This is a genomic window from Sphingopyxis sp. (assembly GCF_035250425.1).
Classification (GTDB): domain Bacteria; phylum Pseudomonadota; class Alphaproteobacteria; order Sphingomonadales; family Sphingomonadaceae; genus Sphingopyxis.
Genome location: NZ_DATFFD010000211.1, coordinates 1 through 13,022, shown reverse-complemented (window position 1 = coordinate 13,022; position 13,022 = coordinate 1). Strand labels below are relative to the sequence as shown.

General features: G+C 64.6%; 14 protein-coding genes. 4 read left to right on the top strand and 10 right to left on the bottom strand.

Translation table 11 applies throughout. The features are described 5' to 3' along the window. Window positions 1–354: 354 nt before the first annotated feature. The gene (locus VJ811_RS12500) at window positions 355–1,092 is read left to right on the top strand and encodes a DUF72 domain-containing protein (RefSeq protein ID WP_324072795.1); all 738 of its coding nucleotides are present in this window, start codon (window positions 355–357) and stop codon (window positions 1,090–1,092) included. A gap of 117 nt (window positions 1,093–1,209) precedes the next feature. Next, window positions 1,210–1,509, top strand: a complete 300-nt coding sequence (locus VJ811_RS12495; protein ID WP_414711946.1) for an endonuclease domain-containing protein — start codon at window positions 1,210–1,212, stop codon at window positions 1,507–1,509. A gap of 70 nt (window positions 1,510–1,579) precedes the next feature. On the opposite strand, the gene VJ811_RS12490 is transcribed toward VJ811_RS12495, so the two are convergent. Next, window positions 1,580–2,359 carry a Coq4 family protein gene (locus VJ811_RS12490; protein WP_324072790.1) on the bottom strand — a complete coding sequence of 260 codons (780 nt, stop codon included), beginning with the start codon at window positions 2,357–2,359 and terminating at the stop codon, window positions 1,580–1,582. A 129-nt stretch (window positions 2,360–2,488) separates the two neighbouring features. On the opposite strand from VJ811_RS12490, the gene VJ811_RS12485 reads away from it, so the two are divergent. After that, complete coding sequence (locus tag VJ811_RS12485; protein ID WP_324072788.1) at window positions 2,489–3,727, top strand: DUF418 domain-containing protein; 1,239 nt, start codon at window positions 2,489–2,491, stop codon at window positions 3,725–3,727. Here VJ811_RS12485 and VJ811_RS12480 read toward each other — a convergent pair. The 9 genes from VJ811_RS12480 to VJ811_RS12440 form a co-directional block, all read right to left on the bottom strand. Continuing rightward, window positions 3,721–4,125 (bottom strand): Hpt domain-containing protein, encoded by a 405-nt coding sequence (locus tag VJ811_RS12480; protein ID WP_324072786.1) that lies wholly within the window; start codon window positions 4,123–4,125, stop codon window positions 3,721–3,723. The two genes, VJ811_RS12485 and VJ811_RS12480, sit on opposite strands and share 7 nt — an antisense overlap. 115 nt (window positions 4,126–4,240) lie before the next feature. After that, window positions 4,241–4,465 carry a sulfurtransferase TusA family protein gene (locus VJ811_RS12475; protein WP_324072784.1) on the bottom strand — a complete coding sequence of 75 codons (225 nt, stop codon included), beginning with the start codon at window positions 4,463–4,465 and terminating at the stop codon, window positions 4,241–4,243. Beyond that, a complete protein-coding gene (der, locus tag VJ811_RS12470) occupies window positions 4,455–5,843 on the bottom strand; it encodes a ribosome biogenesis GTPase Der (protein ID WP_324072783.1) in 1,389 nt (462 codons plus the stop codon). Before der ends, VJ811_RS12475 begins: the two co-directional genes overlap by 11 nt. Window positions 5,844–5,918: 75 nt before the next feature. Then, window positions 5,919–7,253 (bottom strand): PQQ-binding-like beta-propeller repeat protein, encoded by a 1,335-nt coding sequence (locus VJ811_RS12465; RefSeq protein WP_324072781.1) that lies wholly within the window; start codon window positions 7,251–7,253, stop codon window positions 5,919–5,921. 1 nt (window position 7,254) lies between these two features. After that, complete coding sequence (locus VJ811_RS12460) at window positions 7,255–8,064, bottom strand: tetratricopeptide repeat protein (protein WP_324072780.1); 810 nt, start codon at window positions 8,062–8,064, stop codon at window positions 7,255–7,257. 114 nt (window positions 8,065–8,178) lie between these two features. Continuing rightward, window positions 8,179–9,042, bottom strand: coding sequence for a 3-methyl-2-oxobutanoate hydroxymethyltransferase (panB, locus tag VJ811_RS12455; protein ID WP_324072778.1), 864 nt, complete (start codon window positions 9,040–9,042; stop codon window positions 8,179–8,181). A gap of 395 nt (window positions 9,043–9,437) precedes the next feature. Continuing rightward, a complete protein-coding gene (locus tag VJ811_RS12450; RefSeq protein WP_324072776.1) occupies window positions 9,438–10,514 on the bottom strand; it encodes a glycerophosphodiester phosphodiesterase in 1,077 nt (358 codons plus the stop codon). Continuing rightward, window positions 10,511–10,861 (bottom strand): ArsC family reductase, encoded by a 351-nt coding sequence (locus VJ811_RS12445; protein WP_324072774.1) that lies wholly within the window; start codon window positions 10,859–10,861, stop codon window positions 10,511–10,513. Before VJ811_RS12445 ends, VJ811_RS12450 begins: the two co-directional genes overlap by 4 nt. Window positions 10,862–10,916: 55 nt before the next feature. Next, entirely contained in the window at window positions 10,917–11,594 is a 678-nt protein-coding gene (locus VJ811_RS12440) for a cyclic nucleotide-binding domain-containing protein (RefSeq protein ID WP_324072772.1), read from the bottom strand. Between the two features lie 258 nt (window positions 11,595–11,852). On the opposite strand from VJ811_RS12440, the gene VJ811_RS12435 reads away from it, so the two are divergent. Next, a partial coding sequence (locus tag VJ811_RS12435) for a 3-deoxy-7-phosphoheptulonate synthase class II (RefSeq protein ID WP_324072770.1) occupies window positions 11,853–13,022 on the top strand: 1,170 nt, incomplete at its 3' end.

Here is a 13,022-nt window from a genome sequence, read left to right as displayed (position 1 = left end):
GCCCGTCGATCCGGTCGGCCGCACGATCAAGGACCGCATCGTCTTCGAACTCGAGGGCAGCGACCATCAGGTGACGCTCGCGGAACTCCGCGAAGCGCATGAGGGTTTCTTCCCGAACCTGATGGGAGCCGACGCGGCGCTCGCCTAATGCGTGTGCGAGGCTGATTCGCACAAAGCCACGGAGCCACAAAGAGGGCGCCTGAACGGACCGTCATGTGGCGGTCGAGCGAAGCGCATTCACGAGCGAACTCTGCAAAGAGCGCAGGCATCGGAATGATACGCCCTCTTTGTGGCTTCGTGGCTTTGTGCGAGATAATGAAATAGGCACGGTGGTTCGCGGGAGATGACGGAATCATGAGCATCCATATCGGCATCGGGGGCTGGACCTTCGAACCGTGGCGCGGCCCCTTCTATCCCGCCGGGCTCGCGCAAAAACGCGAGCTCGAATATGCCGGACAGCACCTGACCGGGATCGAAATCAACGGCACCTATTATGGCAGCCAGAAGCCCGAAACCTTCGCTAACTGGGCCGCGTCGGTCCCCGACGGCTTCAAGTTCAGCGTCAAGGCGTCACGCTTCACCACGAACCGCAAGATCCTCGCCGAAGGCGCCGGATCGATCGAGAAATTCCTGACGCAGGGGCTGACGCGGCTCGGCGACCGGCTCGGCCCGATCCATTGGCAGTTCATGGCGACCAAGAAATTCGTGCCTGACGATTTCGCGGGTTTCCTCGACCTGCTTCCCGACAGCCTCGACGGCCTGCCGCTGCGCCACGCGATCGAGGTACGCGACGAAAGCTTCCGCGACCAGGCGTTCGTCGACATGCTGCGCGAGCGCAACATGGCGATCGTCTATGCCGACAGCGACGAATTCCCGTGCATCGACGAACAGACCGCCGACTTCACCTACGCCCGCCTCCAGCGCAGTCAGGAGGATGTCGAAACCGGCTATGACGCGAAGGCGCTCGACCGATGGGCGAAGCAGGCCCGCGACTGGGCCAAGGGCGACCGCGACGTCTATATCTTCTTCATATCCGGCGCGAAGGTCCGAAACCCGGCCGCGGCGCAGGCGCTGATCACGCGATTAAAATAGATCCTCCCCATCGCGAAGCGTTGGGGAGGGGGACCGCGCCCGAAGGGCGTGGTGGAGGGGTAGAGCGTGCCGACAAGCAATCACGCATACAAGAATGCCCGGCGGTTGCGACGCAAGATGTCGCTGCCCGAAGTGTTGCTATGGCAAATCTTCAGAAGACAGCCGGGCGGACTCAAATTCCGGCGCCAGCATCCGATCGGCCGATATGTGCTGGACTTCCATGTGCTGGAACTGAAGCTCGCGATCGAGATCGACGGCATCGGCCATGAGATGGGCGATCGCCCCGAGCGCGATGAAACACGCGACCACTGGCTCGAATCGCAAGGGATACGAATGCTGCGTATCGCCGCAAAAGATGTTCTCGCCGACCCTGCCGCCGTCGCAGACAGCATCGTCCGTATTTGTACCGAGAGGTAAAACCCCTCCACCACTCGCTACGCGAGCGGTCCCCCTCCCCATGGCTTCGCCAAGGGGAGGATCTTAAAAGTCAGGCCGCCGCAGCCTTCGCGGCGAGGAAGTTATACGGGTCGATGCCGCGGTTACGATAGGCGCGGTGCGCTTCTTCATACAGCGTCGGCTTCGCAATGCCCAACCGCGCACGCGCCGCCTCGAGCGGTTCGGCGAGCAGCGCGCGGATGTCCTGCTCGATGATCGCCTTCGCCGCCTTGCCGTGGCGCTGGCCCTGGCGGATCGCGCCCATCACCGGCGCGTCGCTCTTGATGCCGCGCTTCACCTCATAACCGCCAGCATAGGCGATGAAGAAATTGCCGTAATTGCCCGTCTGGCCATAGGTGAAGCCGAGCACGCACTGTTCGCCGAGCGCGTCGCGGCCATAGCCGGTCAGGATGTGGAACAGGTCGTGCGTGTCGCGCAGGCGGTTCGAATACCATTGCACCTGGTCGTCGAACTTGGGGCGACCCATCTTGTCGCTCTCGGCGACAAGGCCCGCGGCCGACAGGCCTTCGCGGCGCATGAAGGTGACATAGGCGTGGCCGACGCTGCCCTCGGGAAGTTCGTCGATCCATGCATGGTCGTCGAGCAGGTCGGGCAGATAGGGTTCGCGTTCCATCAGCTTCCGGCCGAAATCGCTTGTCACAAAGGCGCGCGCGTCGTCCATGAAACCCTTGCGCGGCAGGTTTTCAAAGATGTGGAACACCTGTTCGGTGTCTTCCTTGTCCGCGATCAGCTTGCGGAAGTGCTGGAACGCCTTGAATGGGCGGAACTTCTGCGGCTTGCGGTCGGGGTGGGAGAAGATGGTGGGGGTCATGGCTGGCCTCGTCCGAATCAGGTGATGCTGTCCAGATAGCACTATTGACATAGATGTCAATAGTGACTTAACCGCTGGACCGCACGCGCCATCGACCGTAATAGTTTCATAATACAGCAGGGGATCGATGTGCGCGAAGACAGTGCAGTTGCCGGCGAACGCCTCGTCACCCTCGACGCGCTGCGCGGCTTCGCCGTGATGGGCATTTTGGCGATGAATATCGTCGCTTTCGCGATGCCCGAAATGGCCTATGTCTCACCCAAGGCCTATGGCGGCGAAACCTCCGCCGACATCGCCGCCTGGGCGCTCGGCTTCCTCCTTTTCGACGGCAAGATGCGCGGGCTGTTCTCGATCCTGTTCGGGGCAAGCATGCTGCTGATCGTCGACCGCGCCGAGGCGTCGGGACAGGATCCGGGCTCGGTCCATTACCGCCGCATGGCGTGGCTCGCGGTCTTCGGCCTCTGCCATTATGTCTTCCTCTGGTGGGGCGACATATTGTTCCTCTATGCCGCCGTCGGCTGCGTCGCCTTCCGTTTCCGCGCGTGGGAACCGCGCCGGTTGATCAAATGGGCGCTCGGCATCTTCACTCTCGGCGTCGTCCTGACGTCACTCTTCTTCGGCGCGCAGCTCGCCGTCGGCAACGCGGCCGACAATCCCGCGTCGCCGATGGCCGGGGCCGGGCGCGAGGTCCGCACCGAATATGCCAAGATCGACGGCGAAGTGACCGAGGAGCTCGCGCTCTATCGCGGCCCCTATCTACCGATCCTCGCTTCGCGGCTCGATACCGCGATCAATCCGTTCGTCGGCGTGCTGATGACGATATGGGAGACGCTGCCGCTGATGATGCTCGGCATGGCGCTGTTCCGCAACGGCTTCCTGACGGGTGCCTGGGCGACCGCCGGCTATCGGCGGACAGCGCTGCGCTGGCTACCCCCGGGCGTGCTGCTGACATTGCTCGTCGGATGGCTCCAATGGCGCGCGGGCTTCGACTATCTCGTCGCGGTCAACGCCTTCATGGCGTGGGCGGGGCCGGGACGGCTGATGATGACGATCGCCTATGCCGCGCTGCTCGTGCTGCTGATCCGGCGCGCCGCTGCCAGCGCCTGGATAACCCGCGTCGCCGCAACCGGCCGCGCCGCCTTCTCCAACTATCTCGGCACCAGCATCGTGATGACGACGATCTTTTATGGCTATGGGATCGGCCTGTTCGGCGGCGTCGGCCGCTGGACGCTCTATCTCTTCTGCGCCGGCATGTGGGCCGTCATGCTGCTGTGGTCCAAGCCGTGGCTCGACCGCTATCGCTATGGCCCGCTCGAATGGCTGTGGCGCAGCCTCGCGCGGGGGTCGCTGCAACCGATGCGTCAGTAGCCAACCGCGCGGCCGAAACCCGTCGGACGGCGCTGGACGAGCGGGTTCGCTTCGCGCTCGAGCGCGCCGAGCGTCTCTTCGAACAGCCGGCGCAGTTCGACGACGCGCGGCAGATATTCTTCGGGGCTCGTCTGGCTTTCGACGCAGCGCCGCGCGAACATCTCAATATCTTCCGACAGCGCGCCGAGCTTTTCGCCGCCGAACTGCCGCGCTTCGCTTTTCAGCGTGTGCGCGGGCATGACGAGGCCGCGGGCATCGCGGGCGCGCATCGCCTCTTCGATCGCGGCGACCGATTTGGTGCCGTCTTCGCGAAAATAGCCGAGAATCCGTACGAACGCCGCACCCAGCTGGGCGCGCGTCGCGCGAAACTCATCCCAATCGACCAGGATTTCGTCCAATGTTTCGTCCCTTGGTGTTCAAATTAGGTCGTGGTCCCAACCGGTCCATGCCGAAGTTGGGTAAAAAAGACGTTACGGTGTCAGGAGGGCCGCGAAAAAGCCGCCCCGTTTTGGGTCAGCGGCGGACGCGCCAGCGTCCCTCGTCGGTAGGTGCAGCATCGGACTCCACCGACCAGCCATGCTCCCCCGCCAGCGCCGCAACTTCGCGCCCCGCCTGCGGATCGTCGGCGATCAGCAGCACATCGGACGCATCGCGCATCGCCCGCGCCAGTCGCAGCGCGGGCCAGGGGCAGCGCATCCCGCGTGCGTCGACGACCAGCGTCGACGCATTACTCGTCATAGGGATTGCGCGAATTGCGGAAATTGAGGCGCACCGGAACGCCCTGAAAGCCCAGTTCCTTGCGCATGCCGTTGACCAGATAGCGCGTGTAGCTTCCGGGCAGGCTGTCGGTCCGGGTGCCGAAAACGACGAACGTCGGCGGCCGCGTACGCGCCTGGGTGATATAGCGCAGCTTGATCCGCTTGCCGCCGGGCGCCGGCGGCGGATTGTTTTCGACCGCGTTCTCGAACCAGCGGTTGAGCTTCGCGGTCGAGACGCGGTTGGTCCAGATCGCGCGCTGTTCGAACGCGACGCGGACCAGCGTGTCGATGCCCTTGCCCGTCGCGCCCGAAATGCTGAGCACGGGGACACCCTTGACCTGGCTGAGCCCGTCCTCGAGCGCGCCACGCACGCCGTTGAACAGCGCCGACGGATCCTCGGCCACATCCCATTTGTTGAGCGCGACGATCAGCGCGCGGCCTTCCTGCAAAACCCGGTCGGCGATGTGCAGATCCTGTGACTCCAGGCCTTTGGTGGCGTCGAGCAGCAGGACGACGACCTCGGCGAAATCGACCGCGTGGAGCGCGTCGGCGACCGACAGCTTTTCCAGCTTTTCGACAACCTTGGCGCGCTTGCGCATGCCCGCGGTGTCGAACAGCTGGATCTCGTGGACCTCGCCGTCCTTTTCCCATTGCCAGTCGACGCGGATCGAATCGCGGGTAATCCCGGCCTCGGGTCCGGTGATCAGGCGATCCTCGCCAATCATGCGGTTGATCAACGTCGACTTGCCCGCGTTGGGGCGGCCGACGATCGCGAGCTTCAGCGGACCGAGCGGTGCGTCCTCGTCGTCTTCGCCTTCAACCGGCGGCGGCGCCGCCTCGAATGCCGCGGCATCGAAACCCTCGACGATCGGGCGCAGCGCGTCGAACAGGTCGACGACGCCCTCGCCATGTTCGGCGCTCAAAGCGATCGGATTGTCGAAGCCGAGCGAATAGCTCTCCATCAGGCCGTTTTCGCCCTGTTTCCCTTCGGCCTTGTTGACGACGAGGATGATCGGCGTGTCCTCGCTGCGCAGCCAGCGCGCGATTTCCTCGTCGAGCGGGGTCACCCCGGCGCGGCCGTCGATCATGAACAGCGCGGCATCGGCCTCGCGCACCGCTTTTTCGGTCTGCACGCGCATCCGGCCGGGCAAGGTCGCCGCGTCATAATCCTCGAAACCCGCGGTATCGACGATGCGGAAATCGAGGCCGAGCAGATGGCCGTCGCCTTCGCGGCGGTCGCGCGTCACCCCGGGCTGGTCGTCGACGAGCGCAAGGCGCTTGCCGACCAGCCGGTTGAACAGCGTCGATTTGCCCACATTGGGCCGGCCGACAATGGCAATCGTCGCGAATCGCGACATCGATTCTTCCTCCAATAAATAGGGACAGTCCCTATTTAAATTAAATAGGGAGGCGCAGCCCCCTACTTATTGGCTTTAGCGCCAGGCCGTGATCTGCCCGTCGTCCGCGAGGACGTACAAAATATTGTTCGCAACCACCGGCGATTGCGACAGCGACGATTTGAATTCGGTCGAGCCGAGCAGCGATCCGTCGGTCGGTGAAAATTCCTGTAACACGCCTTCGCTGTTGACCGCGATCAACCGACCGCCCGCGAGAATCGGCCCGGTCCAGCGGATCGGATCCTTTTTCTTCTTTTCGGTTTCGACGCGGAAACGGGCGAGTTGCTGCAGCCAGCGCACCTTGCCGTTGCCGCGCGCGACGCACAGCAGCTTGGCGTCGTCGGTCATCGCATAGACCCACTCGCCCACCACATAAGGCGTCGAGATGCCGGCGATCGAGATTTCCCAGCTGCGCTGGCCGGTGACGAGCTCATAGCTCGCCATGCGGCCGCCCTGGCCGAGCGCAAAAACCCTACCCCGATCGACGACCGGATCGGCGTCGACGTCGGTGAGCGTCGACACCGACAGCGCCATCGACGTGCGCGCGAGCGCATCTTCCCAAAGGTCGCGGCCGTTTTCGTAGCGATAGGCCTGGACCTCGCCCGACGAGAAGCCGGCGACAATCGTCCCCTGCCCCGCCGCGGGCGACGCGGCGCCGAACACGCTGCCCGCCTCCATCGACGCGGTGGCCTGCCACTGCACCGCGCCATCGGCGGCGTTGAGCGCGAAAATCTGATTGTCCTGGCTGATCACATAGACGCCGCCAAAGGCAATCGTCGGCGCGCCGCGCAGCGGACCCGCGGGTTTCACCTTCCAGATCACCGATCCGTCGGCGACGTTCAGCGCCGCGACGTCGCCGACGCCACTGGTCGCATAGACGACATTGCCGTCGACCCCGGCGCCGCCGCCGAACAGCGACGCCTTGAAATCCTTGCCCGTGCTGCCGATCGGCACGCTCCACAATTTCGCGCCCGTATCGGCGGCAAAGGCGGTGACCACGGCGTCGGTATCGACGACGAACAGGCGATTGTCGGCGATCACCGGCGAGGCGGCGATCCGCTGCTTGTTGGTGCTGCCCGCGATATTGGCTTCCCACAGCTTGGTGCGCGTCGCGGCGAGCGCCGGATGCCCCATCGATTTCGATGCGTTGCCGCCCGATTGCGCCCAGGCGGCGTTGACCGCCGGTTCGGGCAGCACGACCGCGATCGATGCGGTGGCCGGATCGACCTTGACGCTGTTGTCGTTCGACAGGATCGAGACGCGGTCACCGACCGTCGGGGTCTTCGGCGGACCGTCGCCTTTCAGCACCCCACATGCCGTCAGCGGCAGCGCGAGCAGCGCCGCATAAATTCCGAAACGCGCTTTCCGCATATTAATTGGCTTCCTCAGTCTTTGCGGCTGCTGCGGCCTTCGGCGCGGCATTGCCTTTCTGGTTCCCGGCGGCGGCGGCTTGCGCCGCACCTTTCTTTTCGGCTGCGGCGCTTTCGTCCGCGCCGTCCGCGACCGCATCGACGCCAAGCATCCCCGCCATCTGCACCGAGCGCGATTGCAGCGATTTGCTCACATTGGGCAATTTGGCGATGCGGCCGTAAAGCGCGCCAGCCTGGTCGAACTGGCCAAGCTGGTAATGCGCGGTCGCCGACAGTTCGGCGGCGCTCGCGAACCAGCTCGAGGCCGGATCCTTGGCATCGACCATCGGCTTCATCCGCGCGATCACCATTTCGGGCTTCAGCGTGTCATATTCGAACGCCGTCTGGCGGATCAGCGCGAGATCGCGCAGCGCCTGGTCGAGCTTCGTATCGGCGGCGACTTTCGCCATCAGGGCGGCGGCGGCCTTCAGATCGCCGCTCTGCGCCTTGATGTTCGCTTCCTGCATCTGCGCGACCGCGCGATAGGCGGGATCGCCTTCGGCGGCGAGCTTCTGCAATTCGGTCGCCGCGGCGCGCGGCTGGTTGGTGGCGAGCTTTTCGAACGCCGCGATCAGCTCTTCGGCCTGTTCGCCGCGCGCGGCATCCTGCTGGTGGCTCCAGAAGAGATAGCCGCCGAACGCCAGCAGGGCGGCGATGACGCCGCCGATGATCCAGCGGCCATAGCGCTGCACGATCGTATCGAGCCGGTCCTTGCGGACGGCTTCGTCGACTTCCTGCAACAGCGCGGCATCATTCGTCGGGCTCAGCGCCAATCAAACCTCCATAAACTCAATATTGGCCCGGGCCTTCAGCATCGCGCCGGTCGCTTCCTTAGCGACGGCGCCGAAAAACGCCAAGCGTTTCACTCTGCACGGCTCGCCGGACTCTTAACCTGCGTAGGTCTGATCCTCGGTCGGGAATGAACGGGACCTGACTTCGTCGGCATAGTCCTTGACCGCGCCTTCGACGACGCTGGCCATATTGCCGTACCGCTTCACGAATTTGGGAACGCGTTCGAACATGCCGAGCATGTCATCGGTGACGAGCACCTGCCCATCGCACTCTGCCGAAGCGCCGATACCGATCGTCGGGCAATCGACCTTGTTCGTGATCTCGATCGCGATCGATTCGAGCACGCCTTCGATCACGATCGAAAAGGCGCCGGCCTGTGCCACAGCGACGGCATCTTCGACGATCGAGCGCGCTTCTTCCGCGCTCTTGCCGCGCACGCCATAGCCGCCGAGGATGTTCACCGCCTGCGGGGTCAGCCCGACATGGCCCATCACCGGGATGCCGCGTTGGGTCAGGAATTCGATCGTCGGGGCGAGCACCTTGCCGCCCTCGACCTTCACCGCCGCCGCGCCGGTTTCCTTGAGCAGCCGCGCGGCGTTGTCGAACGCCTGCTGCGGGCTGCCTTCATAGCTGCCGAACGGCATGTCGACGATCACCGCGGCATGATAGCTGCCGCGCACGACGGCGGCGCCGTGCAGCGCCATCATGTCCATCGTCACCCCGACGGTGTGCGGCAGGCCGTAAATCACCTGCGCGAGCGAATCGCCGACGAGCAGCATGTCGCAATGCGGGTCGAGCAGCTGCGCCATGCGGACGGTATAGGCGGTGAGCATCACGATCGGTTCGCCGCCCTTGCGCTGGCGAATGCGCGGCACGGTGAGGCGTTTCATCGGCTGCGGCGTCGGATTGGCGCGGCTGGTCGACGTGTCGAAGGTGAGCGTTTTCGGGAGCGTGGACATGGGGCGGGGTTTAGCCGCTAAAACCGCGCGGCGAAAGCGGCAAAGGCCGGCGCGCATTTCCGCTTTGGGGTGGTGAGCGGACGTTCAAAAATCCGTCGCCCCCGCGAAGGCGGGGGCCGCTGGCGGCTTTGCTCAGCGGCGAAGGCGTAAACCGGCGGCTGCCCCCGCCTTCGCGGGGGCGACGGATTACTATGTCCCCGACCGGTCGAACCTTGGCATCTTATGATATTCGCGCAGAGGCGCAGAGATCGCAGAGGTGAAGATATTTCTCCTTTGCGATCTCTGCGCCTCTGCGCGAATCCTTTTCAAAGCCGCCCAAGCGGCCATGGCCGCGACCAATCGAAACCGGCCGTTGAGGAAAACGCGACGTCAGCCCCCGATGCGATCCGGCCCCGTCATCGCTCTGCCCGCTTTTTCACAGCCGCCACCGCCTCACGCGGATTGTCGCTGAACAGGCCGTCGATGCCGGTTTTCAGATAGGCGGTGATTTCACCGGCCAGGTCGCCATGCCCGGCCGGATTGACCCCGCCCTTGTCGTTCAGCGGCAGGAAATAATTTTCGCGGCGAAACGTCCAGGGATGAACCTTGAGCCCCGCCGCATGCGCATCGCGCACCAGATCGGTCGGTTTGCCGAGCCGGCCGAGCGCGCCGCGCGGGATCACCATCGCCTTGTTCGGTCCGATGCCGTCGGCGTAGGCGGCGATCATCTTCAGCCCTTCGGGCGACGTCATGGCGGCATAGCTCGTGCCGGGCCGGTCGGCGGGACCGCCCTCGGCATCCATCAACTGGATCAGCGGCAGCTCGCTCTTGGCGCGAAGGTCCATCAGATTGCCGACCTCGAAGCTCTGGATGAACGCCGGCGCGGTGCGGCCGCGATAGCCGAAGCGATCCAACATAGCGAGCAAGGGCGCCTCGTGCGGCAGCCCGATCGACACGAAATAACTCGGGTGCTTGGTTTCGGGATAGACGCCGACGGGCTTCTTGCGACCCTTGTTCACTTCGGCGAGCAGGGTCAGGATTTCCTCGAAGGTCGGGATTTCATACTGGCCATCATAATCGGTGCTGCGCAGCTTTGGCAGCCGTTCGCGCGCGCGCAGCGTCTTGAGTTCAGCCAGTGTGAAATCCTCGGTGAACCAGCCGCTGACCTTGCTGCCGTCGATCGTCTTCGTCGCCTTGCGGTCTGCGAATTCGGGATGGGCGGCAACGTCGGTCGTTTCCGAAATCTCATTCTCATGCCGCGCGACGAGCACGCCGTCCCTGGTGAGCACGAGGTCGGGCTCGATATAATCGGCGCCAAGGTCGATCGCGAGCCTGTAACCCGCCAGCGTATGTTCGGGGCGTTCGCCCGACGCGCCGCGATGCGCGATCACGATCGGCGGCTGGCCATCGAGGGTCGGCTGCGCGGTCACCGGGTCAGCCGTGCAGCCGGCGGACAGCATGACGGCCAGCAGGGCCAGCAGCGACCGGATCATGCCGCAAAACGCGCCTGCCAGTCCTCGGCCGAAAAGCCGACGCTGACCCCGCTCGCGGCCTCGACGACCGGACGGCGGATCATCGCCGGCTGATCGAGCATCAACGCCTTTGCCGCGGCGGCGTCGAGCCCGTCCTTCTGCGCATCGGGCAGCTTGCGAAAGGTCGTCCCCGCCTTGTTGAGCAATTTTTCCCAGCCGAGCGCGTCGATCCAGCCCTGGAGCCGCGCGGCGTCGAGCCCATCCTTGCGCACGTCGTGGAAGCGGTACGCGACGCCCCGCTCGTCGAGCCAGCGCCGCGCCTTCTTCACCGTGTCGCAGTTCGAAATGCCATAAAGAATCATCGTCATGGACAGAGGGCTTAGCAGGCGCGGGTTGCAGTTTCGAGGCCGGGAAAGGCCATGCTCAAGAAATTACGGACCGCTCGGCAATGCGCGTGTTCGCGCTTGCCAGCTTGCCGCGAAGGGCGCGCGCGAAACCTTCGTGAAGCGCGCCCGCGATCCCGGGATTGGCCGCCAGATAGGCGCGCAGCGCCGCGGCGGGAACGAACCACAGCCGCGCATGGCTGCCGAGCGTCACCGTCCCGGTCGCATGCGCGCCATCGAGCACCGTCGCTTCGCCGATCAGCGCGCCGCCCGAAAGTTTCGCGATCTCGACGCCATCGCGCAGGATCGCCGCCTGCCCCTCGGCCAGATAGAAAAGACTGGGCGCCGCCTGATTCTCGCGGATCAGCACCTCGCCGCGCTTCGCCGAAATCCAGTACCCCTGATCGATCAGGTCGCGCGCGGCCGTTGCCCCGAGGCCGGAAAAATGCTGGCGGCGCAATTCCTCTTCTTCGGGCGAAAACTGCACCTTGGTGCCGCGCAGCCACAGCCGCGCCAATATGCCGATGTTGACGACGAGGATCGCGAGCACGAGCAGGCCGTAACCGAGATCCGGCCCACGAAATAATGTCAGCGGCAAGGCGACCAGCGCCGCCGCGGCGAGGCCGATGCGGGCGTACTCGATCCGCACGACAAAACTTGTCGCCAGCAGGAGCAGCAGCGCCCCGTACAGGAACCATGCGGAATTGAAACTCGCCATAGCCAATCGCTTCGCGTCGAGACCCAGGCTCGGGTCACGGGTGTATAACGTTATCGACAGCCAAAAGCCTTGGTCGCGCGAGGCTCATCGCATTTCCGCAGCGTGTAATAAACTATCAGTTTTGGTCCCTCAAGAAAAGCATAGGTGCGCAGATGTCACGATAATGCTAATTTTCGGGTTCGATCGTGCCGGAAACATTGCTTCTGCGCGGCATAGGCGCCATGTGGCGCTCGATTCGAACGCGAAAAAGACAGGCAGATGACAAAAAACTGGCAACCGCATAGCTGGCGCTCGCACGAGGCCCGCCAGCTTCCCACCTATCGCGACGCCGAAGCGCTCGCGGCCGCCGAACGCGAGCTCAGCAATTATCCGCCGCTGGTGTTCGCCGGCGAAGCGCGCGACCTGACCGCCGACCTCGCCCGCGTGGCCGAGGGCAAGGCGTTCCTGCTCCAGGGTGGCGATTGCGCCGAGAGCTTTGCCGAATTCCATCCGAACAACATTCGCGACACCTTCCGCGTGCTGCTCCAGATGGCGGTCGTGCTGACCTTCGCGTCGAAAATGCCCGTGGTGAAGCTCGGCCGCATGGCGGGTCAGTTCGCCAAGCCGCGTTCGGCCGACCTCGAAGACATCGAGGGCGTGTCGCTGCCGAGCTATCGCGGCGACATCATCAACGACATCGCGTTCGAGGAAGCCGGCCGCGAGCCCGACCCGCAGCGCATGGTCAAGGCGTATAACCAGTCGGCGGCGACGCTGAACCTGCTGCGCGCCTTCGCGAACGGCGGCTATGCGAACCTGCACCAGGTCAACGCCTGGACGCACGACTTCATGGACCGCAGCCCGTGGGCGAAGAAATATCAGGAAACCGCGGCGCGGATTTCGGAAGCGCTCGCCTTCATGGAAGCGTGCGGCGTGACCCCCGAAACGGTCCCGCAGATCAAGGGCACCAGCTTCTACACCAGCCACGAGGCGCTGCTGCTCCCCTATGAGCAGGCGCTGACGCGGCAGGACAGCCTGACCGGCGGCTGGTACGACACCTCGGGCCATTTCCTGTGGGTCGGCGACCGCACCCGCTTCGAAGGCTCGGCGCATATCGAGTATCTGCGCGGGATCGGCAATCCGGTCGGCATGAAGTGCGGGCCGAGCCTCGAGCCCGACGTGCTGCTGCGCCTGCTCGACACGCTGAACCCGAACCATGTCGCCGGCCGCATGACGCTGATCACGCGCTACGGCCATGACAAGATCGAGGCGCATCTGCCGAGGCTGGTGCGCGCGGTGAAGGAATCGGGTCACCCCGTCGTCTGGTCGTGCGATCCGATGCACGGCAATGTCATCAAGACGCCGAACGGCTACAAGACGCGCCCGTTCGAACGCATCCTCGCCGAAGTGCGCGGCTTCTTCGCCGTCCACCGCGCCGAGGGCACGCATGGC

What these genes read in the sequence shown, in the direction of transcription:
- VJ811_RS12500 (WP_324072795.1), top strand. Translation starts at nt 355, where the DNA reads ATGAGCATCCATATCGGCATCGGGGGCTGGACCTTCGAACCGTGGCGC.
- VJ811_RS12495 (WP_414711946.1), top strand. Translation starts at nt 1,210, where the DNA reads ATGTCGCTGCCCGAAGTGTTGCTATGGCAAATCTTCAGAAGACAGCCG.
- VJ811_RS12490 (WP_324072790.1), bottom strand. Translation starts at nt 2,359, where the DNA reads ATGACCCCCACCATCTTCTCCCACCCCGACCGCAAGCCGCAGAAGTTC.
- VJ811_RS12475 (WP_324072784.1), bottom strand. Translation starts at nt 4,465, where the DNA reads ATGACGAGTAATGCGTCGACGCTGGTCGTCGACGCACGCGGGATGCGC.
- der (WP_324072783.1), bottom strand. Translation starts at nt 5,843, where the DNA reads ATGTCGCGATTCGCGACGATTGCCATTGTCGGCCGGCCCAATGTGGGC.
- VJ811_RS12465 (WP_324072781.1), bottom strand. Translation starts at nt 7,253, where the DNA reads ATGCGGAAAGCGCGTTTCGGAATTTATGCGGCGCTGCTCGCGCTGCCG.
- panB (WP_324072778.1), bottom strand. Translation starts at nt 9,042, where the DNA reads ATGTCCACGCTCCCGAAAACGCTCACCTTCGACACGTCGACCAGCCGC.
- VJ811_RS12450 (WP_324072776.1), bottom strand. Translation starts at nt 10,514, where the DNA reads ATGATCCGGTCGCTGCTGGCCCTGCTGGCCGTCATGCTGTCCGCCGGC.
- VJ811_RS12445 (WP_324072774.1), bottom strand. Translation starts at nt 10,861, where the DNA reads ATGACGATGATTCTTTATGGCATTTCGAACTGCGACACGGTGAAGAAG.
- VJ811_RS12440 (WP_324072772.1), bottom strand. Translation starts at nt 11,594, where the DNA reads ATGGCGAGTTTCAATTCCGCATGGTTCCTGTACGGGGCGCTGCTGCTC.